The 22,554-nt window shown below is 71.4% G+C and carries 10 protein-coding genes and 1 pseudogene; 1 reads left to right on the top strand and 10 read right to left on the bottom strand.

Annotation, left to right across the window (positions count from 1 at the left end; genetic code table 11):
* Positions 1–163 precede the first annotated feature (163 nt).
* The 4 genes from ABD236_RS10225 to ABD236_RS10210 form a co-directional block, all read right to left on the bottom strand.
* A complete protein-coding gene (locus tag ABD236_RS10225; protein WP_344072665.1) occupies positions 164–1,123 on the bottom strand; it encodes a nucleoside triphosphate pyrophosphohydrolase in 960 nt (319 codons plus the stop codon).
* 44 nt (positions 1,124–1,167) lie between these two features.
* Entirely contained in the window at positions 1,168–1,827 is a 660-nt protein-coding gene (locus ABD236_RS10220) for a SurA N-terminal domain-containing protein (RefSeq protein WP_344072663.1), read from the bottom strand.
* A 68-nt stretch (positions 1,828–1,895) separates the two neighbouring features.
* Positions 1,896–2,330, bottom strand: coding sequence for a GtrA family protein (locus ABD236_RS10215; RefSeq protein ID WP_344072661.1), 435 nt, complete (start codon positions 2,328–2,330; stop codon positions 1,896–1,898).
* The gene (locus ABD236_RS10210) at positions 2,327–3,316 is read right to left on the bottom strand and encodes a glycosyltransferase family 2 protein (protein ID WP_344072659.1); all 990 of its coding nucleotides are present in this window, start codon (positions 3,314–3,316) and stop codon (positions 2,327–2,329) included. The genes ABD236_RS10215 and ABD236_RS10210 overlap by 4 nt, the downstream gene beginning before the upstream one ends.
* Before the next feature lie 190 nt (positions 3,317–3,506).
* Here ABD236_RS10210 and ABD236_RS10205 point away from each other — a divergent pair, with 190 nt between their 5' ends.
* Positions 3,507–5,963: a YfhO family protein gene (locus ABD236_RS10205; RefSeq protein ID WP_344072657.1), complete on the top strand. Its 2,457-nt coding sequence runs from the start codon at positions 3,507–3,509 to the stop codon at positions 5,961–5,963.
* 19 nt (positions 5,964–5,982) lie between these two features.
* On the opposite strand, the gene ABD236_RS10200 is transcribed toward ABD236_RS10205, so the two are convergent.
* The 6 genes and pseudogenes from ABD236_RS10200 to ABD236_RS10175 form a co-directional block, all read right to left on the bottom strand.
* Positions 5,983–6,843 carry a glycoside hydrolase domain-containing protein gene (locus ABD236_RS10200; protein ID WP_344072655.1) on the bottom strand — a complete coding sequence of 287 codons (861 nt, stop codon included), beginning with the start codon at positions 6,841–6,843 and terminating at the stop codon, positions 5,983–5,985.
* Between the two features lie 112 nt (positions 6,844–6,955).
* Positions 6,956–7,330 carry a hypothetical protein gene (locus tag ABD236_RS10195; protein WP_344072653.1) on the bottom strand — a complete coding sequence of 125 codons (375 nt, stop codon included), beginning with the start codon at positions 7,328–7,330 and terminating at the stop codon, positions 6,956–6,958.
* A 4-nt stretch (positions 7,331–7,334) separates the two neighbouring features.
* Positions 7,335–18,110: a LamG-like jellyroll fold domain-containing protein gene (locus ABD236_RS10190; protein ID WP_344072651.1), complete on the bottom strand. Its 10,776-nt coding sequence runs from the start codon at positions 18,108–18,110 to the stop codon at positions 7,335–7,337.
* Positions 18,111–18,466: 356 nt separating this feature from the next.
* Positions 18,467–19,864, bottom strand: a pseudogene (locus tag ABD236_RS10185) (serine/threonine-protein kinase); the annotation flags it as partial.
* Positions 19,861–20,274 (bottom strand): hypothetical protein, encoded by a 414-nt coding sequence (locus ABD236_RS10180; RefSeq protein WP_344072649.1) that lies wholly within the window; start codon positions 20,272–20,274, stop codon positions 19,861–19,863. The pseudogene ABD236_RS10185 and the gene ABD236_RS10180, both read right to left, overlap by 4 nt.
* A 126-nt stretch (positions 20,275–20,400) precedes the next feature.
* On the bottom strand, positions 20,401–22,440 hold the full coding sequence (locus tag ABD236_RS10175) for an N-6 DNA methylase (protein ID WP_344072647.1): 2,040 nt from the start codon (positions 22,438–22,440) through the stop codon (positions 20,401–20,403).
* Positions 22,441–22,554 lie beyond the last annotated feature (114 nt).

The raw sequence follows: 22,554 nt of genomic DNA, 5'->3' as shown, positions 1-22,554 counted from the left end.
TCGGGCGCGGCGGGCGCGGCGGGCTCCGGCGCCGCCGGGGAAGCGGGGTCGGCTGAAGCGGGGCCGGGGGAAGAAGGGTCGGGGGAAGAGGGGCCGGGGGAAGAGGGGTCCTGGCCGGTCGGGGTCGCTGCCCGGTCCGGCGGCGTCGAGGGGCTCACGGCTCTCAGCCCGTCTCCGCCGTCAGGACCGCGTCCCGGTACGCCCGTGCCGCCGCCCGCAGGGCCGCCTCCGGGTCCGTGCCGTCGGCCTCCGCCGCGACCGCGAGGGCGAGCAGGCGGTAACCGATGCCCTCGCCGACCGGCAGCGGCACCTCGAGGCCCGCCGTGCGCACCCGGGAGGCCAGTTTGGCGGCGAGGGCGAGGGCGGGCTGGCCGAGCGGGATGCCCTCGGTCACCGAGTCGCGACGCTTCTCCGCCGCCTTCTGCCGCAGCCAGTGCTCCTTGACCTCCTCCGGCGTCTCGGCGCTCTCGTCGCCGAAGACGTGCGGGTGGCGGTGGATCAGCTTCTCCACGATCGTCCCGGCGACGTCGTCCACCGAGAACGGCTCCTCGGGATCCTCCTCGGCGATCCGCGCGTGGAAGACGACCTGGAGCAGCACATCGCCGAGCTCCTCGCGCAGCTCGTCGCGGTCGCCCTCCTCCACCGCCTCGACCAGTTCGTACGCCTCCTCCAGGGCGTACTTCGCCAGCCCCTTGTGGGTCTGCTGGGAGGACCACGGGCACTCGCGCCGGATCCGGTCCATGACCTGCACGAGGTCGAGCAGCCGGGCGCCCGGCAGGTCGTACGAGCCCGGCAGCAGCTCCAGGTCCGGCATGGCGACCCGGCCGGAGCCGGCCAGGCGGGCCAGACCGTCGGTGAGCCGGCGGTCGCCCTCGCCGGAGGGCAGCACGACGACGGTACGGCCGCCGGCGCACGCCTCGACCAGCTCCTGGGCGTCCGGGTCCGCGATCTCGACCCCGACGCCCGCCTCGCGCAGATACGGCAGCTGCGGGTGGCCGGGGTCGGCGCACAGCACCCGGTCGGCGGCGCGCAGCGTCTGCCACGCGGGCCAGGACAGCAGTCCGGGCGCCACGCGGTGGCTGGCGGTGAGCAGGACGACGCGGCCGGGTTCTTCGAGAGTCACCTCTCGAACCTACCCCGACCGCTCCCCTCGTCCGCCCCGGCCCGTCAGCCGGTGACGGGGGTCTGCTCGTCCGGCGCGTTCTTGGTCACCTGGGCGATCCACGGGGTCTTGGTGTCGGCGAGCTGGATCGCCTTGTCGTCCCAGCTGCCGTACCGCGGGTTCACGTCGATCTTCAGCTTCTTCGAGGCCTCGGTGAGCGTCTTGGTGACGGCGGCCTGGCCGGGCGGGGTGGAGAGGTCGGCGCCGGTCGCGGCGGCCAGCTTGGTCAGCTGCACCTGCTCGCGCACCGCGTCGTCGATCTGGTCGGGCGCGACCCCGCGCTGCTGGAGGAGCATGGCCGCGAACGCCTGCTCGCCGCCCGACTGCCGGGCCATCGCGGCGCGGGCCTCCTGGAGCTCCTTGCGGCTCACGCTCACCCCGGCGTCGGCGGCGGCCCGGTCCAGCACCTTGTCGAAGATCAGGCCGTGCAGCTTGGCGCGGCTGAGCTGGCCGGTGTTCTTGATCAGCTGGGCGGACTGCGGCGAGGCCTGCTGCGCCGTACGGACGTCCTTGACCTGGGCCTGGAGCGCGGAGACCGGGATCCGGTCGCCTCCCACGACGGCGGCGGCGCCCGGGTGGGCCTCGCTGCCGCAGGCGGTCAGGAGCGGGCCCGCGCCGAGGAGCGCGACACAGAGGGCGAGTGCGGTGCGACGGCGGCGGTGCAAAGGAGCCTCCCGGCGGATCGTGCGACAGTGCAGCGACCAGATGACCTATGACCTTGCGGTGATCGATGTTAGGCAGTCTCGGTGGCGCGGGCCACTGGTTCGCTCAACGATTCGGCCGCCTCGGGGGTCTCGGGGCGCAACATGATCGTCCGGGAGAGGACGAAGGTGACCGGGATCGCGGCCGCCGCGGCCACCAGCGGGGCCCAGGTGCTGCTGAAACCCAGCAGGTCCACCAGCACGTACATCCCGGTCGTGGTGATCACGAAGTTGGCCGCGTTGGTGAGCGGGAAGAGCAGGAACTTCCGCCAGGTGGGCCGGGTGCGGTAGGTGAAGTACGAGGTGAGGAAGAAGGAGCCCACCATGGCGAGCAGGAAAGCCGTCACATGGGCGACCACATACGGCACCCACGGCAGGAACAGCAGATACAGCCCGTAGTACGTCCCGGTGTTGACCACCCCCACCAGGGCGAACCGGACGATCTGCGCGGCGGTTCCCGGTTTCATCGGCGGGCGAACTCCCGGTCGCCGCTGGTCTGCCGCCCCGGCTGGGACGGCACGGTCCGCTCGCGGCCGGTGACGTTCGTCGCCTCCACCAGGAAGTGCGGACGGCGCTTGACCTCGTAATAGATACGGCCGACGTATTCACCGACCACGCCCAGCATCACCATCTGCACTCCGGCGAGCGCGGTGACCACCACGAGCAGGGTGACATATCCGGGGGTGTCCACGCCGTTCACCATGGCGACACCGACGATCCACGCGGAATACGCCGTGGCGATCCCGAGCAGCAGCATGCCCAGATAGACGGCGGCCCGCAGCGGCTTGTTGTTGAACGAGATGACCCCGTCCAGGCCGTAGTTCAGCAGCTTTCCGAAGGTCCAGGCGGAACGCCCCTGCTCACGCACCGCATTCTCGTAACCGAACGTGGCGGTGCGGAATCCGACCCAGGAGAAGAGCCCCTTGGAGAAGCGGTTGTACTCGGTGAGTTCGAGTACCGCGTCGACCGTCCTGCGCGAGAGCATGCGGAAGTCTCCCACGCCGTCCACCAGTTCCACATCGACCAGGCGGTTGATCAGCCGGTAGTACAGGCGCGCGGTGAGGGTGCGGGTGACGCGGTCGCCCTTGCGGGTGCGCTGGGCGATCACCTGGTCGTGGCCCTGGGCGTGCAGCTCCATCATGCGGCCGATGAGCTCCGGCGGGTGCTGGAGGTCGGCGTCCATGATCACCACGGCGTCCCCGGCGGCGTGCCGCAGCCCGGCGAGCATCGCCGCCTCCTTGCCGAAGTTCCGGCTGAAGGAGACATAGCGGGCGCGCGGATCGCGGCCCGCGATCTCCTGGAGCAGCTCGAACGTACGGTCCTTGCTGCCGTCGTCGACATAGAGGAGTTCGAATTCCGCGTCGAGCCGGGAGATTTCCTTGGTCACCTGATCATGGAAGCGGCCGATGATCTCCTCTTCGTTGAAGCAGGGCACGACAATCGAGATGAGCACGGTTCTCCCCCGTCGATACGGAGTGCGGAGTACGGCTGTGGCAGTCAACGGAAGAACAGCCGGGCCAGACGTCCGGGGCGGATTCACCGAATGACGACGGGGCGTCGATCAAGTGAACTGAATCCCCGGCCCACTGATTTACGCGCAGCGGTCCGGCATATTCGACGGCAGCGAACAGCAGAGGATCCCCATGCCGACTCTCGAAGCCGTCCAGCTTCCCCCCGCCGCCCCCGGCGTCGCGGCCGGGCCCGGCCGCCCCCGGGCGCGGGCCGCCGCCCTCGCCGCGCTGGTCACCGTGGTCGCGGTGTGCGCCGCCGACGCCGTCGCCCGGACCTTCCCCTTCGGGCGCCACACCCGTGGCGTCAACGACCTGGGCAACCAGTTCGTCCCGTTCCACGCCCATCTGTGGGACCTGCTGCACGGCCGCGCCCACGGCGGCGCGCTGGTCAACTGGCAGTCCGGGTACGGGACTTCCTTCCTGCCCGACATCGGTACGTATCTGGGCAGCCCGTTCGCCCTGCTGGTCGGGGTCTTCCCGCGCGACGAGATCGACCTCGCGGTCTACGTGATCACGGTCCTGAAGATGGCCGCGGCGGCCGTCGCGATGACGGTCCTGCTGTTCGCCCTGCGCCCCGGGGCGGGGCGGCGCTGGGTGGCGGGGGTGCTCGGGGCGGCGTACGCGCTGTGCGGCTGGTCGGTGATCGAGGCCACGTACAACACGATGTGGCTGGACGGGCTGATCGCCTTCCCGATGCTCTGCCTGGTCGGCGAGTGGGCCCGGACCCGCAGGCACACGCTGGTCGGCCCGGTCGTGGTGGCGCTGGCCTGGACGGCGAACTTCTACACCGCGTACATGGCGACGATCGGGGCGGGCCTGGTCCTGCTGCTGCGGCTGTTCCTGGAGGAGACGGAGGTACGGGCCCGGGTGTGGGCCCTGGCCCGCGCGGCCTGGACGTCGGCGCTGGGCGTCGCCCTCTCCGCGCCCCTTCTCTTCACGGTCTTCCTGGGCACCAAGCACGCGTACCCGGGCTGGAGCAAGGAGTTCGCCCCGGTCCCGTGGAGCGACTTCCTGGCCCGCTGGCTCCCGGCGACGTACAGCTTCTCCAGCCCGGCGCTGTTCCTGGGCACGGGCGCGCTGCTGCTGGCGGGCGCGCTGGCGTTCAACCGGGCGGTGCCGGGCCGCGAGCGGTACGCGTGGACGGGCCTCGCACTGCTGGTGGCGCTCTCCTTCCAGTGGAAGCCGACGCATCTGGCCTGGCACGCCTTCCAGACCCCGAACGGCAGCCCGTACCGCCAGACGTTCGTGCTGAGCGGGATCCTGGTGATCGCGGCGTGGATCTGTGTGGCGGACGGCCTGCCGGACCGGCGCGCGCTGCTCGGCGGGGGCGGGGTGCTGGGCGCGATCGGCGTCGGGGCGGCCTTCAGCGAGCTGGTCTCGCCCTGGTCCTACCCCCTGTTCCTGGGCGGGCTCGCGGCCGTGCTCGGGGCGCTGGCGGTGGCCGGGCGGGCGCGGGGCCGCCGGGCGTTCGCACTGGCCGCGGTGGTCCTGCTGGCCGGGGCGCAGACCGCGCAGGCGGCGGTGACGGTGGCGTACGGCGACCGGGAGCGGCTGCACCGGCTCGACAGCTACCCCGCGTGGGGCTCGGCGCACGACGCGCGCCAGGCGGCGGTGTCCGGCGCGGACGGCTGGCCCGCGTACCGCACCGACCCCGGCCGGCGCCAGCTCACCGGCAACGACCCGCTGCTGATCGGCGGCGAGGGCGCCTCGTACTACAGCAGCCTGACGCCGGATGTCCTCACCAGGACGTTGACGGCGCTGGGCGGCGGCTGGACCTCGCGCGGCCGCTCCCTCCAGAGCCTGGACAACCCGGTCACGGACGCGGTGTTCGCGGTGGGGGCGCGGGTGCGGGCGGACAAGAGCGGGGCGGCGACCCTCACCCGCGCCCCGGTGCCGCCGCTGGTGACGGTGCGGGGTGGTGAGGGGGCCCCGACGTACGGTGCCTCCCCGTTCCGCAATCAGGAGTTGCTGCTGGGGGCACGGGTGTACACGCTGCCGCGTACGGTCGCCGAGGGGTGTGCGGCCGGGCAGGAGGCGTTCCTGTGGGCGCCGGAGTACACGGGGTGGGCGCGGCTCGGCACGACGGGCAAGTGGGTGGAGTTCCGCGGCGGCGCCCCGAAGCGGCGGGCGGCGCTGGCCCCGCTGGGCGTCTCGCCGGGCCCGTCCTCGCGGGTGGAGCTGCGCCCCGCGTACGCCAAGGCTCGACTGGGCTGTCTGGACCGGGGTGCGCTGACGGCGGCGGTGGAGCGGCTGCGGACGACGGGGGCGACGGAGGTGCACGTCACGGACAGCGGGGTACGGGCGGTGCTGCCGGCCGGGGCGGCCGGGACGGCGGTGTTCGCGATGCCGAGGATCGCGGGGTGGCGGTGTGCGGTGGACGGGGGCGCGTCGAAGGCGGCGGGTGCGTATCTGGGCCTGGTGTCGGTGAGGTTGAGCGGGAGCTCCCCATCCACGGTCTCCTGCACGTTCCGGCCGCCGGGGCTGAAGGCGGGGTCGGTGGCGGGGGTGGCGGGACTGGCTGGGCTGCTGGGTACGGGTGGGCTGCTGGTGGTACGCAAACGGCGGGCCGGGGCGCCGGAGCACCCCTGACCCGCCTTGGCGTTGCTCGCTACTTGGCGACGACGGCGACCGGGGCGTCCCAGGCGTTCCGGTCGACGGTCAGCGTGACGCCGCCGTACGTCTCCTTCTTGTTGATGGCGTACTGGTGGCCGCGGCGGTGGCCCGACCACTTGGTGCCGAAGGGGTAGTTGGAGGTGGTCGACTCCGTGTCGTCGTACGCCGCGTACCAGATGGCGTCCGGCATGTCGGTGCCCGGCGAGGCAGCGGCCACGGCGGCGGCGCTGGAGGAGGCGAAGCCGTAGTAGCCGGTGCGGTAGCCCTTGGCGTGGGCGGCCTTGTTCCAGGCGCGGGTGTAGGTGAGGACGGTGTCCTTGCAGGAGGTGTTCGTGAGGTCGAACCCCTCCATGTCAAGGTAGACCGGGCTGCCGGGCCGCATCCCGAGCGCACCGGCCTTGGCCCCGGCGTCGGCGCCGTCGGTGGCGCCGAGGGAGGCGGCGGTGGAGGCCGTCATCTTCTCGGGGTTGCTGCCGGACTTGCAGGGCGGCTGGGCGCCGACGTAGAGGGGGATGAGCTTCCACCCCACGACACTGACCGCCTTCACCCAGTCCGGGGTGAGCTGGGGCTGAGCACACCCGCGGTTCCTACCCCCGACGTACACGGCGGCGCCCCCGTAGGGCGAGGCGGTCTTCCACGCCTTCATCTGGGCGAGGGTGGGGGCGGTACAGGTGTCGAAGGCGCGGCCGGTGAAGGTGGCGGGCTTGGAGAGGGAGACGGGGCGGGCGGGACTGGCGGTAGTGGCGCCGCTCCCGGAGGCGGCCTGGGCGGTGAGGGCGCCGCCTATGAGGAGCGCGGCGCCGCCGAGGGCCATGGCTAGGGTGCGGTGTTTTTTGGACAGACGGTGACGAGCCACATCGATTCCTCAACTGATCACGACAGACAGAAGGGGAGGAGGGTGCGTGCCAGGCACACACCCTCCTCCCCTCTCGTTCCTGTGGGCGTACGTTAGGCGCTACGCGGGGATCTTACTGTTCGACCCATGTGTACCGGCTCCACACCGTTTCGCGGTCTCCCGCCTCAAGCAGGACTTGGACACCCATGGCCCGAGGCAGAAGGCAGCCTTTCGGCCAGGAAATCTCCTCGCCAGCAACATCGATCTCCACATCCTCAGGATCGTCAGAAATCTGAAGATTGTAGAAGGTGCGATCCCGGAGCATCGTGACCGTGGAGAACTCGGCTTCCACGGTCACGATGACACAGTCATCCTCACCATCGTCCAACGTCAAGCCGATAGAGGTGTTTTCGGGAACTGATTCGTACACCCGCGAGAGCGCCTCCAGATCAACCTTGGAGTTTTGGTACGAGGGGTTCCAGACCTCGACGGTCACAACGTTGGACATCGGTCTACCTTCCGGGTGCGAGGATGAACTTTCCGAGATTTCTGGTGTACGTACCGACGTGACCCACTGGGTCGAAGACGTGGAGCGTATCCAGGTCTAGCTGTTCGGCATAACCCGCCATGGAGTTCCTACAGAACTTACAGGTGATTCGGTCCGTGTAGATCGTGGCGCTGCCACCGGAGTAGCCCTTGGACAGAGCCTGGGTGACCATGTCCCCTTCGGCATGATCCTCGTACGAGGTCGCCGTCATACGGTTTCCCTTGCCAGGGAACGGGACCGGCCGAGGAAGCTTGCCGTTCTGACCGTAAACAGCGTCTCGACCACCGTCGAATTCCATCTTGCCAAGGGTGTTCTTCTTCGCACCCTTGACCTTGGCCGCGACGTCTACATCCTCCTTGGCGACAGTGTCCATTCCCATTTCCTGCCGCATCTGGCCCAGTTCGTTCTGAACCGCGGTATTGCAGTTGTGAACCAGGACCGGGGTATCGCCAGCCTCCACATAGTAGGTGTGGAGGTCACCGATCGTCAGGTCGTACGTGACCGTGTTCGCGTGGTACAGGCGGACGCCCGTGACCTCGGCCGTGCCGGTCGGGGTCTGGAGGACGTCGCCCTCGTGGAGGTCCTTCGCCTCCACGAACGCCGACTGCGTGGCGTCGTAGAACGGGTGGTGGAACGTGGTGGTGAGGTGGTCGCCCTTGGCGGTCACCTCCGCCGCCTGCGCCTGCTGCGGCGTCGCCGTCAGTGCGCCCAGCACCGCCGCCGAAGCCGCCAGGCCCAGCGCCGCCTTGCGGACGGCCTGCTTGACCTTCGCGCCGCGCTTCGTCGCCCTGATCGTGACGTCCACGAAGTCGTGGTCCGTCTTCGTGACGATGACGTCGGTGACCTTGTGCGACTCGGTGCCGGAGACACCGGGGGCCGAGTTCGCGACCGTGTCGCCGACCTTGACCTTGTCGATGGCCTTGGTCGTGCCGTTGGCCATCAGCACCTTGGTGTTGCCGGTGAAGCTGTGCGGCGGGCGGACCTTGCAGCCGACGCCGGACTCGCTGCGCGACCCGGCCCCTTCCGCCTGCCCCCGCGCCGCCGCGGCCTCGGTGGCGTCCTTCGCCGCGGTCTCCTCCGCAGCCGCGCCCTTCCCGAACAGACCGCCCACGGCCTTCATCGCCTTGGGGGCCGCCTTCGCGAGGAGGGAGCCGCCTATCTTGCCGAGGACTCCGCCCAGGGCGCCGGAGACGGCGCCCTCCACCGCGGAGCCCGCGAAGGCTCCGAGGCTGCAGGCGTCGCCGCCCTTCTGGGCGCAGGCGAAGCCCTGCGTGACCAGTGAGCCGACCGCTCCGGCGACCGCCGCGCAGCCGATGGAGCCGACGCCCGCGGTGACCGCCTCGCAGCCCATGAAGACCGCCGTGGAGACCACGAACGAGGTGATCGCGGCCGCGTGGTGCTTCACGAACGTGGCCGTGGTCTTCGCTGCCTTCACGGTGGCGTGGTAGGCCGTGCGGGCCGCCTTGGCGACCGTGTGCACCGCCGACTTGGCGGCCTTCTTCGCCGCGTGGACCACGCGCTTCACCGTCTTGGTGACCTTGTGGTACGCGGTGTGTACCGCATGCACCGCCGCGTGGTAGACGCGCTTCACCTTGCGTACCGCGTAGTGGTAGACGCGGCGCACCACCCGCACCGTGGCCCGGTAGACGTCACGGACGCGGTGGACGACCTTCTTCGCCACGTGCTTGGCGACCTCGACGACCTGGTGCACCACCTGGACGGCGGCGTGGTAGATCGGCGCCGCGACCTGGTGGACGACCGCCGCGGCCTTGTGGGCCACCTTCTTGGCGCCGCACACCACGTCGTACCAGGAGCAGTTGCCGGACTGGTCCGTGCCCGCGAGCGGGTTGTCGTTGACGTACGCGAACGGGTTCGCGGACACCGAGTTGGGGACCGGGTTCAGCGAGATGGAGTCCTTGTTGCGGAACTGGCCGGTCGCCGGGTTGTACCAGCGCGAGGCCGTGCCCACATCGCCCGAGCCGGGCTCGGTCCAGCCGGACTGGAAGCCCAGGTGGCCGAGGACGGTGTTGGTGCCGACGCCCTTGCCCAGCGGGTCGTAGCTCGCCGAGCCGGACAGCGCACTCGCGCCGGCCGTGAAGGTGCCGATCACGTCGTCGTGCTGGTCGGTGAGGGCCAGCGCGCTGCCGGAGGAGCCGTTGCCGACGCCGACCAGCGAACCCGACGGGTCGTAGGTGTAGGTGTAGTTGCCGTCGGAGGCGATGGTGTTGCTCGCGCCCGAGTACTGGAAGGTGCGGCTGCCCTGGGTCGCGGTGTCGGTGTCGGTGATGTTCCGCCCGGCCGCGTCCAGGTTGTACGCGTGGGTGCCAGCGGTGATCTGGGCGCCGAACGCGTCGGTGGTGAAGGCGACGGAGCCGTCCGACCCGGCCTGCTGGGTCATGGTGCCCCGGGCCGAGTAGGTGTAGGTGTGGTTGCCGTCCGAGGTCAGCTGGTCGCGGGCGTCATAGGTGTAGACGTCCGCGCCGACCCGGGTGCGGTTGCCGGAGGCGTCGTAGCCGTAGTTGGTCGTCGTGGAGCCGTTGTTCCACGAGGAGAGCCGGTTGGCCCAGTCGTAGGTGTAGGTGTGGCTCGCCGCGCCCGGCACCCCGGTCGTCGTCTTCGACGTCAGGTTGCCGTTCTTGTCGTAGCCGTACCCGATGGAGGCCAGGCCGGTGGCGCCCTGCATCAGGGTGTCGCCGGTCAGCCGGTGCGAGGTGTCGTAGGTGAAGGTGCGGGTCTGGCCGGTGGCGCCGTACTTGATCTGGGAGATCTCGTTCAGCTTGCCGTACGAGTAGGTCAGCCGGTTGCCGGTGGCCGCGTCGTCCAGGGTGGACAGCCGTCCCGCGGTGTCGTAGCCGTAGTTCGTCGTGCCGGCCGCGTCGGTGCGGGTCAGCGGCGCCGAGTCGGCGTTGTAGGTGAAGGCGGAGGAGCCGGCCGAGCCGGTCGCGGAGAGCAGGTCGCCGCGGTCGTCGTAGCCGAACGCCTCGTGGGTGGCCGACTGGTGGTCGGTGTGGCCCGTGATGCCCGCCTCGGCGGTGTCCGCCGTGGAGACCCGGCCCGCCTTGTCGTAGCTGAAGGAGCGGGTGGCGGTCGCCGCGTCCGCGCCCTGGCCGTCCATGGTCAGGACCTGGTCGTTCTTGTCGTACGTCAGGGACGTCGACGTACCGCCGGGCTTGACGGCCTGGACCATCCGGCCGTCGGCGTCATAGCTGAAGGTGGTCGTGGTGTCCGCCGCCGACGTGTACTGCGCGGTCTGCGGCTCGATCACCTTCTCCTGCTGGCCCCACGGGGTGTAGGTGTAGCGCCAGGAGTTGCCCCGCCCGTCAGTGAACCGGGTGCGGTGGCCCGCCTGGTCGTAGCCGAAGCTGGTGGTGATGGACTCGGTCGCGGAGACCGGCTGGATCTCCTGGGTGACCGTGCCCGCCGCGTCGTAGGTGAAGCGGGAGGTGTGGCCGAGGGCATCGGTCGTGGTGACCGCGTTGCCCACCAGGTCGTAGCCGACCGAGGTCTGCGCGAGCAGGTTGTCCGCGGCGTCGAACTGCTTGTTGTACGTCGGCTGCCCGGCCGCGTTGTAGTCGGTCTCCGTCCAGGTGTTGTCCGGCAGGATCGTCTTCTGGGGGTTGCCCTCGAAGTCGTAGGTGTACCGGGTGGTGTTGCCCGCCGCGTCCGTGACGGACGTGGTGTCGCCCGCGCGGTTGTAGCCGTACGTGGTGGTCACCCCGCCCGGCGTCGTGGTCGACGAGGTATGCGTGCCGTACGGGTTGCCCGCGGTCACCGCGTAGGAGTTGGTGCTGGTCAGCGTCCGGGTGGACGGGAACCGCTCCAGCGTGGTGGAGGTGAGCTGGCGGCCCAGGTAGTCATAGGTCGCCTGGGTGGTGGCACCGGTGCCGTCGGTCACCGAGAGCGGCTCGCCGGCGTTGTCGTACGTGCTGTGCACGGTGGCGCCGTCGGGCCTGGTGACCTGGGCGACCCGGCCCAGCTGGTCGTACAGGTAGCTGGTGGTGCGTCCGCCCGGGGTGGTCGACGACGTCTGGTTGCCCTCGCTGTCGTACGTCCAGGTGGCGGGAGCGGTGACCGGGGTGGTCCCCCCGGCCGGGGTGTAGGACGGCAGGGTCTCCATGACCTTGTTGCCGTTGGCGTCGTAGGCCGTGGTGGTCACGTCGCCGTTGGGGCCCTGCTCCTCGACGGCCTCACCGAAGGTGTTGAAGCCGCTGGTGGTGACGGGGCGCACGGAGAGCGGGTTGGTGCCGTCCATCTCGGCCTGGACGGTCGGGGCGGTGGTGACCGCGAGGTTCCCGGCCTCGTCGTAGGCGTAGGTGGTGGTGTTCTGGTTGGCGTCCGTCATGGACGTGCGCAGACCGCGCTTGTCGTACGTGTACGTGGTCTTCTGCTCGTCCGAGGAGGCGGCGGTGCCGCCGGTGCGCCCCTTGCCGTACAGCGAGGTGACGTCGGTCGAGGTGAACGCGCGCTGGTAGACCTGCACGTTCGAGACCCCGCCGGGCAGCGCGTCGCCGATGCTGCCGCCGTACTTGGCGCCGCCGATCATCAGCGGGCCGTGCGCGCTCCAGGGAGCGGTATTGGTGGCGCTGCCGGAGAGCGTGCCGTTGACGTAGACCTGTACGGCGCCGTTGGTGGCGTTGTAGACACCGACGACGTGCGTCCAGGCCCCCGCGACGGGCTTCGCCGTGGAGTAGGCGGCCGGGAACGAGGTGCCCGCCGCGTCCGTGCTGGTCTGCTCCATCGACCACAGCGGCGCATTGGTGTGCGCGTAGTTGTACTGGAGCATGAACGCGCTGTTGGTGGTGCCCGCCTGGGCCACGACCGTGGCGTTGTGGGTCGGCAGCGACGCCATGTTCACCCACGCGGAGACCGTGTAGGAGGCGGCGGTGTCGAGCACCGGGCCGTTGGTGGCGATCTGCTGGCCCCCGGTGCCCGCGAAGTCGGCCGAGGAGCCGCTCCAGGTCACGCCGGTGGCGGCGGCGGTGTTGCCGGAGCCGGAGACGTCGGTGACCGTGGAGCCGGAGCTCTGGTCGAGCTTCCACCAGCCGGCCGGGTGCCCGGCGGCGTCGCCGTAGAGCGTCTCCGCGATCTTGTTGCCCATCGCGTCGTACGCGTGGGTGACCGTGCGGTCCCAGCCCGAGGAGTCGTGGCTGTTCTCGGTGGCGATCTCGTCGTCCGGCGTGTACGACACGCTGGTCACCCGGGCGACCCCGCCCGGGTCGAGGGTGGTGGAGGTGTTGCGGGAGGCCGCGTCGACGGTGTGCGCCGTGACGGTCTCACCGTTGTCGGTGGCGCTGGTCAGGACGTTGCCCGCCGCGTCGTAGGTGTTGGACTCCAGGACGGTGGAGCTGGTCCCGTCGGCGCTCTTCTTGGTGACCGTCGACGTCAGACCGTTGTCGGTGTAGGTGTACGAGGTCGTCGAGCCCATGGCGTCGGTGACCGAGGCCAGCCGGCCCGCCGGGTCGTACGCCCGCGACGACTCCGTCAGCAGCGACGGCGTCTGCGGGTTCACCGGGTCGCCGGCGTACATGACGCCCTGGGTCAGCAGCTGACCGTTGTCGTCGTAGGTGTAGCGGATCTCGGTGCCGGAGGAGGAGACCTCCTTGGTCTTGTTGCCCTGGTTGTCGTAGGTGTACGTGACCGTGTTGCCGTTGGCCGCGCCCGCGTTGGCGTTCGCGTCCTTCTTGGTGGCGACGTGCCCGTACGCGTCGTAGGTCTGCGTCTCGGTGCGGGTGGAGTCCCCGCCGCTGCCGTCGGCCACCGACTGCGAGGTGATGTTGCCGTCGATGTCGAAGACGGTGGTGGAGACGGCCGTGTGCACCGCGCCGGTGACCCGGTCGGTGAGCTGCGGGTCCTTCTCCTGCACGACCTGGCCGTCCGCGTCGTACGTGTACGTCGTGGTGAGCCCGGCCGGGTAGGTGTCGGAGACGACCTTCTTGCTCAGGACCTGGCCGACACCGTCATAGGTGTACGAGGTGACCAGGCCGCCGGCGTCCGTGGTCGAGGCCACGTCGCCGCTCTTGAGGTAGGCCACCGAGTTGACCGCCCCGCCGGGGCTGATCGTCTTCACCGGCAGGCCCTTGGGGACGTTGCCGCCGTCGGCCGCCGGGTAGGTGGCGGTGCCGTCGCTGAAGACGGTCGTGGTGGTGCGCCCGTTGGGGAAGCCCGCCACGGCCGGACCGGTGATGGTGGTCTGGTTGCCCGCGCTGTCGTAGCCGAAGGACGTCAGATACGTGTTGTCCGTCGCGGAGGACGAGCGGCCGTCGCGCCGGGTGAGCAGGATGTCGTTGCGCGGGTCCGCGGTGGTGAGCTGCTCGGTGGTGTCGTCCGGGAAGTAGCTGAAGTACTCCGTGGAACAGGCGTTGGCCGCCTGGTTCTGGCAGGTGGTCGTGGAGACCGTGTTGCCGCGGACGTCGTGGCCGGTGACCGTCATCGCCCCGTTGGGGTTGGTGACGGTGTGCTCGTAGCCACCGGTGTCGTACCCGAAGCTGGTGGTGTTGCCGAGGCCGTCGGTCTCGGTGAGCGTCCGGTTGTTGTGGTTGACGTCGTACTGGTAGGTGAGGGTGGCGTCGGCCGGCGAGGTGACCTTGACGGTCGACACCGGCAGCAGGCCCGTGGAGTTCTTCGCGGCCTGGAAGTGCGCGGCCGCGTCCTGCGCGGTCAGCGCCGTGCGGTAGGTCGCGACCTCGGCGAGCGAGCCGTTGAAGTACACGGTCGCCGGGTAGGGCAGACCGGCCCAGCCGGAGCCGGTGGTGGCGGCGCCGATGTAGTCGGTGGTGCGCCCGCCCGTGGTGAGGGCGGCCGTGCCGGACTTGGTGGCCGCCTGGGTGCCGTCCAGGTACAGCGTCTGGCTGCTGCCGGTGGCGGAGAGCAGCACATGGTGCCACTTGCCGTCGGTCACCGTGCCGGTGGTGCCCATCTGCACGGAGCCGGAGGTGGTGTAGAAGCCGCCGTACAGCTTGTTGTCGGTGCCGATCCACAGCTGCGGCGTGGTCGAGGAGACCGTGCCGCCGATCGGGGCGCTCTGCGCGTTCATCAGGACCGCGCCGCCGCGCGTGGTGGAGAACCACAGCTCGGCGGAGGCGGAGGTGCTGCCGGTCTGGACGTCCGGCACCTTCACCCAGGAGCTGGTGCCGTTGAACGCCGCCGCCTTCTGGTCGGCGAAGGGACCGGTGGCCCCGAGCGTCACATTGCTGTAGGTGCCGTCGCCGCCGCGCGTCTCGTCGACCGCGCTGGCCGCGCCCGCCGCCTCACCGAGGCGGAAGTACGTGGCCGGGGCGCCGCCGAGGACCGCGCCCCGGTAGGTCTGGCTGGAGCCGGTGACCGTGGGGGCGCCGAGCTTCCAGACGCCGCCGTTCTCGTCGGTGAGCTGGGTGAGCGCCGCGGTGCCCGGGTCGTAGGTCATCGCCGCGTACGTCTTGCCGGACGGACGGGTGATGGACGACAGCAGACTGGAGGCGTGGGTGCCGTAGTTGTAGAGCGCGCTGACGTCGGCGGCGACCAGCGGGCGGTCGTACCACGCGGCGCCCGCGATGGAGCCGTTGAAGTAGGTGGCGTAGCCGGTCTTGCTGGTGCTGCTCTGGTGCGGCTGGTCGGGCCAGTTGCCGCCGAGGAAGCCGGTGCCGAGGTAGTTGAACGGCTGGTTCTTGCCGAACGCGGTGCCGCTCTTGATCGAGACGGTGCCCGAGAGCGAGCCGACCTTGGCGTTGTCCAGGAACAGCGTCTGCGAGTTGCCCGCGGCGGAGAGCACCACGTGGTGCCACTTGCCGTCGGTGACCGCCGCGGAGGTGGTGAGCGGGGCGATGCCGCCGCTGTACCAGAACTCGGCGTTCAGCTTGCCGTCGCTGCCGACGTAGATGGACGGGGTGTAGTAGCCCGCCGCGTTGCCCGCGTCGATGGGCTGCGAGGCGTACGAGTAGAGCACGCCCGGGCCGGCCGAGGTCTTGAACCAGAGCGACAGGGCGCCCGAGTCCGTGTTGTTGCCGGTGTCGTTGGGGAGCGCCACGGCCGAGGAGGTGCCGTTGAAGCCGGCGGCGGTGCCACCGTTGGGCGGGCCCGCCTGGCCCAGCGTGACGTTCTTGTAGGTGGCGTTGAGGGTGTTCTCGTTGCCGAGGACCGCGTCCTTGGCGACGGTGCCCGAGGACTCGCCCAGCGGCCACATGGCGCGCGGGCCGAGGTCCAGCGAGGCGTTCTGGTACTGGGAGCCCGCGGTGTAGGTGTACTTGGTGCAGGCGGTGCTGGAGGACGGCGGGCACACCGAGACGAGCTGGTCGCCGGTGTAGCCGTAGGTCCAGGTCAGCGCGGTGGACGCGTCGGTGGCGACGACCGGGTCGGTGACCACGGTCGCCACGTGCGCGGCCAGCGCGCCGGACGGCGTGGACCAGGTCACGTTCAGGGCGCGCCCGGAGACGGCCGAGGTCATCTTGCTGACGCGGCCGCCGGTCCAGGTGAGGTTCAGGGCCCGGCCGTTGGCGTCGGTCACCGAGGTGAGGCCGTAGCCGCCGGCGCCGAGCGCCTGGGTGAAGGTGTAGACCGTGTCGTCCTTGTCGGTCAGCGAGTAGCCGCCGGTGACCGACTTGAAGGTGGAGTAGCGGCCGGAGCCGGAGGAGAAGCTGCCGTCGCCGTTCTTGCCGTACCCGACCTGGGAGCCGTTGGGGTACGAGACGACCGCGCTGGTCACCGCGCCCGCGGCGTTGTACTGCTCGGTGGCCCGGGTGTCGAAGATCGACGACCAGCCGGCGCCGAAGGAGCCGGTCCAGCGCGGGTCACGGGAGTTGTAGTCGCGCACCACGTCGAGGCTGGGGCCGACGGTGGAGATCGAGGCGTCCGTGTCGGTGGTGGTGTAGTTGCCGCTGGACGCGTCGAAGCCGTGGTCGCCGCTGTTCTGCGAGAGCCCCGAGGTGATCACCGGCTGGGGCACCTGGATCTGCAGCGCGTACCAGTCGGCGGCCGGGGTGTAGAGGGAGCCGTCGTACCCCTGGACCGTCCAGTAGTACGTCTGGCCCCACTTGAGCTTGCCCGCCGGGACCGTCCAGTCACCGGCCGCGATCAGCCCCGAGTCGGCGATCTTGGTGTTGGTGTTGTCGTAGACCTGGAAGTCGTACTGCGGGGTGGTGGTGACGTCGTCGCCGGCCCAGGCGGTCAGCTCGGGCGTGGTGGTGTTCGCGACGGCGTTGTTGTTGGGGTACTGCTGGTAGATCTGCGGGGCCGCGTTGCCGGTGTAGGTGACCGACAGGTACGGGCCGAGCGCCGGGTCGTTGAACGAACCGAACTGCTTCCAGTGCAGGTTGTCGTTGGTGGCCGCGTAGACCGCGAGGCCGTTGTCGGCGGTGGTGCCGTTGAACCAGCCCTGGATGGCGCTGGTGGTCAGCGGCACGTCCACCCAGTCGCCCACGGTCCGGTCGGCGCCGGTGTTGGCGCAGGCCTTGGGCACGCTCGGGGTGGCATTGCCGATGGAGGCGCCGTAGGACGGGCCGGGGTAGCCGGTCACCGTCTCGGGCTTCCAGGCCTGGGTGACCAGGGCGACGTCGAAGCGCTCCGGGGTGCAGGTGGAGGCCCAGGTGTCGAAGAGGTGCAGGGTCGCCGAGGTGACCGTGGCGTGCGTGCCGTCCCAGGTGTTGTACCAGTGGTTGACGTACGACGCCGCGGAGTGCGGGCCCGAGTCGTAGGAGCCGACCTTGACGGTCTGCTCGGAGGAGTGGTCGCCGGCGGGGATGCCGGACTCGGCGTAGGTGGTGGTCCAGCCGTCGGTGACGGTGGGGTCGACGGTGACCGGGAAGACGCGGGCGCTGTCGTGCAGCCAGCGCGGGTCCAGGGTGACCTTGAGGGCGGTCTTCGCGCCCTGGCGCACCAGCTGGTAGGTCACGGCGTGGGTGGTGGCCGGGTCTCCGGAGCGCGGATCGACCTTCGAGTCGAAGGCGTACGCCGAAGGGATGCGCTCGACGGTCTTGCCGGCGGTGTCCACCAGGTCGATGGAGCCGTCCTTGGCCTGGCGGGCGGTCAGGCCCTTGAGGTCGAGGGGGAAGGTCCAGGTGTTCCGGGCCTTCGCGGAGTGCAGGACGATCGCTTCCTTGAGCCCGGTCGCGGTGGGCGCGAGCTCCAGGTCGGTCCCGGGGAGCACGCCCGCGTAGGTCACGCGGGAGCCGTGCGCGGTGCCGGTGACGGGGGCCGCGCCTTCGAGCGTGTAGCTCAGGGCGTGCGAGCCGTCGGTGGCGAAGGAGGCGAGCGCCGGGTCGGCCGCCTTGGCGGCGAAGTCGACGTCGAGGGAGTTGGCCTTCTCGTGCCAGCGCTTGTCAGGACCGGCTCTCACATCGACGTCGATGGGCTGCCATTTGCCCTCTTCGTCCTTGTAGTTCACCGGTGTCATGGCGAGCTGGCGGGTCAGTGTGCCGTCCGCGTTGTCAAAGACCGTGGCGGTACGGGTTGACTTGACCGGGTTGCGGCGGCTTGTCTTGGAGTTGAAGCCCTGGGCCGAGCGGCTCTTGCCGCCCTTGGTGGCCTTCGCGTACGGGTGGTACGCGTCGAGCTCACCGCGGCCCTTGCCCGGCTTGTGGCCCTTGCCCTTGTTCGCCTTGGTGGAGGCGGCACTGACGTGGTGGCCGTGGCCCTCGGCGGTGCCGCCCTGCTGCTTGGGCAGCGAGCCCCAGTGCGGGTCCTTGAACCAGGCGGTGATCGAGCTGAGGCTGGGCAGCGAGACCCGGCCCAGATGGGCGTCGTCGGCCATGGCCTGCTGGGTCGTCAGCATCAGGGCGAGGCTGGTGAGAAGCAGCAACGCCACACGTCTGTGACGGCGGCGGTACAGCGAAGGCCGCCGTATGGAACGGCGGAAGGGACGCGGACGCACGAGGCGACTCCCGGGGACAGGCGCAGTGGGCGCCAAAGACAGAAACGCGCCGATCTTGTCCGTAAAGAGCACCTAAATGACAGTCAGCAGACTTCTTCTTGGCAGCCGCTTGAGCAACCCATTGCTTAAGCGGAATAGCTTGTTCCAAGTGTCCGCTTCGGACTTTCCCGTACTTTTGCCAGAAGAAGTACGGCGCTATGCCTCCAGTGGGTAACCGGCGGCGAAGGTCAAGCGCGTCCCGCGCCGGACGGCAGGCGCAGCAGATCGTCGACCCGCCGCCGGATCTCGGCCGCGCGGGCCGGGTCGCCGGTGCCGTAGGGGCTCTCCAGGTACGGCAGCACCGCGCGGTACTCGGCGAGCGCGGCGGCGACCTCGCCGAGCTGCTCCAGACAGAGCGCGGCCTCCTGGCGGAACACCAGCGCCTGCGGGTCGGCCGGGCCCGCCTCGGCGGCCCGCTCCTCGGCGAGCTGCCGGAGCTCCGGCAGCGCCCGGCGGTACTGGCCGTCGTCCATCAGCGTCGCCGCGTACTGCTTGCGCAGGATCCGTACGACGGGCGAGCCCTCGCCGTGCCGGGCGGCGGCGGCCGGCAGGATCGCGCCGAGGATGTCCACGGCCTGGGTGATCCGCCCCTCCCCGAGCAGCCGTTTGGCCTCGTCGACGGCGGCGGCGACATCGGGCCGGCCGGGCGCGGAGGCCTGCCGCGGGACCGGCGCGGGCGCGTGGACCGGCGGCGGGGTGGCCGCGCGGTCCGGCCAGGGGGCGTGCGGGCGCAGGAACGGGCGCGTCGGGTCGAGCGGATGCCCGGCCGGGGCCCCGCGCGAGGGCAGCAGCGGGGCCAGCGCCTCGTACACCTCCTGCGCGGAGCCGGGCCGCTGTGCAGGGTCCTTGGCGAGCAGCCGCAGCACCAGCGCCTCCAGGGCCTCGGGCACCTCCGGCCGCACCTGGCGGACCGGCAGCGGGGGCTCGTAGAGGTGGCGGTGGAGCACCCCGAGCGCGGTGGTCCCGGCGAACGGGACGTTTCCGCTGAGCAGCTCGTGGAGCAGCACGCCGAGCGCGTACAGATCCGTGTACGGGCCCACCGCCCCGCCCATCGCCTGCTCGGGCGCCATGTACGCCGGGGAGCCGATCGGCGAGCCGGTGCGGGTGAGGCGGGTGGTGTCGCGGTCGAGGACGGAGGCGACGCCGAGGTCGAGGACGGTGACCGTGCCGTCGGGCCGCACCATCACATTGCGGGGCTTGAGGTCGCGGTGGACGATCGGCACCGCGTGCACCGCCGACAGGGCCGCGCACAGCTGGGCCGCCACCGCCACCGCCCACGGCCAGGGGTAGGGCTCGTGCTCGGCGAGGTGGTCGGCGAGGTCGGCGCCCTCGACGTGCTGCATCACGAGGTAGAGGTCGTCGCCGTCGCTGCCCGCGTCGTGCACGGTGACCAGGCCCGGGTGGTCGACCTGCGCGGTCACCCGGCACTCGCGCACGAACCGGCGCCGGGTCTCGTCGGCGGCGCTCGCCCCGGCCACCGCGTCGGGCCGCAGCAGCTTCACCGCGACCCGGCGGTCGAGCCGCTGGTCGTACGCCGTCCAGACCTGGCCCATGCCGCCCTGGCCGAGCAGCGCCGCCAGCTCGTAGCGCCCGGCGACCACCCGCCCGGCGCTCACCGGCCCTCCTGCTGGCGCAGCAGGCTGCTCAGCTCGTCGAGCTCGGCGCGGACCTGGTGGATGCGCGGGGACGGCGGCGCCGGCGGGTACGCGGGCGGCTCCGGGAGGGTCCGCTGGTGGAAGTGGATGTCGGCGACCAGGTAGTAGACGACCACCACGAGGCCCTGCACCAGCAGGACGGCCATGCCGGCGTCGGAGACCCAGCTGTCCTTGAAGTGGGTGTGCAGCATCGACAGACAGCCGATGTTGACGGTGAGCTGGGCCCAGAACAGCAGCCAGTCGCGCCGGGTGCGGCGCACGATCGCGAGCCGCAGCATCGCCGTCCACGCCAGCAGCCCCAGGGTGAGCACCACCAGCACGGAGAAGACCACCCGGACGGTGATCACCTTCACGCTCGCGGGGCTCGGCATCTGCGCTCCTGACAGGGCGGTACGTACATCGCTGGCCAGAGCGTAGAGGTGACGCCCGGTCAGGGTCCACCCAGGTCAGGGGGTATGCCGACGGAACCGGTCGGTCCGGATCTAGTCGGGCCGGATCTAGTCGGGCCGCACCGCGCCGTCCGTGAGCTCGTCGTGCAGCCCCTGCACCAGCTGCTCGCCGAGCCGCCCGGCGAGCCGCAGCGCGTCCTCGAACGCGGCCAGCGCCCGGAACCGCTCGCCGTAGCGCCGCTGTTCCTCCAGCGGCAGCCGGGGCAGCTGGAGCCTGCGCACATCGAGCCGGGAGGCGGTGGTGGCGTAGCTGCTGGCCTGGCGGTTGTTGGCGGTGCCGCGCAGGAACCCGGCGAGGAACCAGGGGTCGAGGGCGGCCGGGACGGGCCGCAGCAGCTGGAGGCCCCGGCCGAGCGCGGCGCCGGCCGAGGCCTCGTCGACGACCCGGGCGACCGTGCCGCCGCCGAGCACCGGCACCACCACGTCACCGGGCTCGGTCAGCACCGGCTCCTCGGCGGGGCCGTCGGGCAGCGCGCCGGAGGGGCCGGTACCGCTCAGCACGTCCTGCTCGGTGAGGACGGGCACGCCCGGGGCCGAGGCGCCCGCGCCGCCGGAGCGCAGCACCAGGGCGCCCGCGCGGGCGAGTTCGCCGACCGTGGTGAGCGGCAGCCGGGCGCCCGGGTGCGGGGCGGGCCCGGCGGGCGGCGGGGTCAGCTCGGCGGTGCGCCGCAGGGTCGCGCCGAGCTCCTCGCGTACGGCTTCGAGCGCGTCGGCGCCGCCCGCCGCGGCCGGCGGCGGCAGATGGCGGGCGGGGGCCAGGTCCACGTCGTCGTCGAGGAGTTCGATGACCGGGACCGCGCGGCTGACCCCGGGCCGCTCCTTTGCGGTGCCGTCCCGGTCGAAGGGCGCCCAGGCGTCCAGGACCGCGCTCTGCACGGTCTGCCAGGGCAGCTTGTCGCGCCCGCCCGCCTCACCGCCGGGCAGCCCGGCCGCGTCGACGAGCAGCAGCTCGGGCGCCGGGTGGCTGCCCGCGCCCGGCTTGCGCAGCACCCACAGATGGAGCGGGATGCCGTACGGGGGGGCGGCTCCGGCGGGCAGCGCGATCACCGCCCGCAGGGCGCCCCGGCGCAGCAGCCCGGCGCGGATACGGCGCCCGGAGCGGCGGGAAGCGGCGGCCGGGGGCATCAGCAGGACGGCCGTGCCGCCCTCGCGCAGCCGGGCCAGCGCGTGCTGCACCCAGGCCAGTTCGGACTCGGTGCGGGCGGGCAGGCCGTACTCCCAGCGCGCGTCGTACGCGAGCTCGTCGTGGCCCCAGTTGCGCTCGTTGAACGGCGGGTGGCAGAGCACCGCGTCCACGGCGAGCCGCCCGAAGGCGTCGGCGCGCAGCGAGTCGCCGGCGGCGGTGCGCACCTCGGCCGGGCCGTGCAGGGCGAGCCGCAGCCCGGCCAGCGCCGCCAGCTCCGGGTCGGCGTCCTGGCCGTACACCGCCTCCGCGTGCGGGACCGCGCGCAGCAGCGTGCCGGTGCCGCACGCGGGGTCGAGCACCGAGGCGGCCTGCGGGCCAAGCGCCAGCGCGGCCATCAGCTCGGCCGGGCCGGGCGGGGTCAGCGTGTACTGGCGCGGGTTGGCGTCGAGGTGGCGGCCGAGCAGGAACTCGAAGGTCTGCCGGGCGCCCAGCTCGGCGGCGAGCTCCCCGACCCCGCGCAGCAGCGGTACGGACGCGGCGAGCTCGGCCGGGTCCGGGGCGGGGGTGTTCACAGCGCTGCTGTGAACGGACTCATCCAGCACGCGCGGCAGCCGCTCGGCCATCGCCGCGTCGGAGAGTGCGGTGAGCTCGCGCCACCCGTCCGGGTCGTCCCGTACGAGAAGGAGCGCGCGGCCCGCGTGGACCAGGCCCGTCACGGCGGTGGCGGGGTGGCCCGAGAGCTGCTGCCAGACGCGCTCGCGCAGCGGGACCTCGGCGAGTTTGCCCTGGTCGCGCAGCCACCGCTCGACCTCGGGCAGCGCGAAGGAGGGGCTGGTCTCGGTGCCCCCGACGGGCCTGGGGAAGTCGGCGTGGCGGCGGCGCCAGTTGCTGACGGCCGCCCGGCCCACCCCGGCGAGCCGGGCGATTCCGGCGGCGGTCACCTCGCTTGCGTTGTCCGGCACGGGCCCGACTCCCCTCGTCTGTTGTGCCTCCCAGCATAGCGATCACCGCCTGAGCACTCCATACACGTGCGTGAACTAACCAAACCTTGTAAAGCATGTTGACTCGGTTCACAG

Origin of the sequence: Streptomyces crystallinus (genome assembly GCF_039521265.1) — a bacterium.
Taxonomy (GTDB): Bacteria; Actinomycetota; Actinomycetes; order Streptomycetales; family Streptomycetaceae; genus Streptomyces; species Streptomyces crystallinus.
This window is presented reverse-complemented; position numbering and strand designations above follow the sequence as displayed.

Excerpts from the sequence above, each read along its gene's own strand:
- ABD236_RS10215 (WP_344072661.1), bottom strand. The coding sequence starts at position 2,330 with ATGAAACCGGGAACCGCCGCGCAGATCGTCCGGTTCGCCCTGGTGGGG.
- ABD236_RS10205 (WP_344072657.1), top strand. The coding sequence starts at position 3,507 with ATGCCGACTCTCGAAGCCGTCCAGCTTCCCCCCGCCGCCCCCGGCGTC.
- ABD236_RS10195 (WP_344072653.1), bottom strand. The coding sequence starts at position 7,330 with ATGTCCAACGTTGTGACCGTCGAGGTCTGGAACCCCTCGTACCAAAAC.
- ABD236_RS10190 (WP_344072651.1), bottom strand. The coding sequence starts at position 18,110 with ATGCTGACGACCCAGCAGGCCATGGCCGACGACGCCCATCTGGGCCGG.
- ABD236_RS10180 (WP_344072649.1), bottom strand. The coding sequence starts at position 20,274 with ATGCCGAGCCCCGCGAGCGTGAAGGTGATCACCGTCCGGGTGGTCTTC.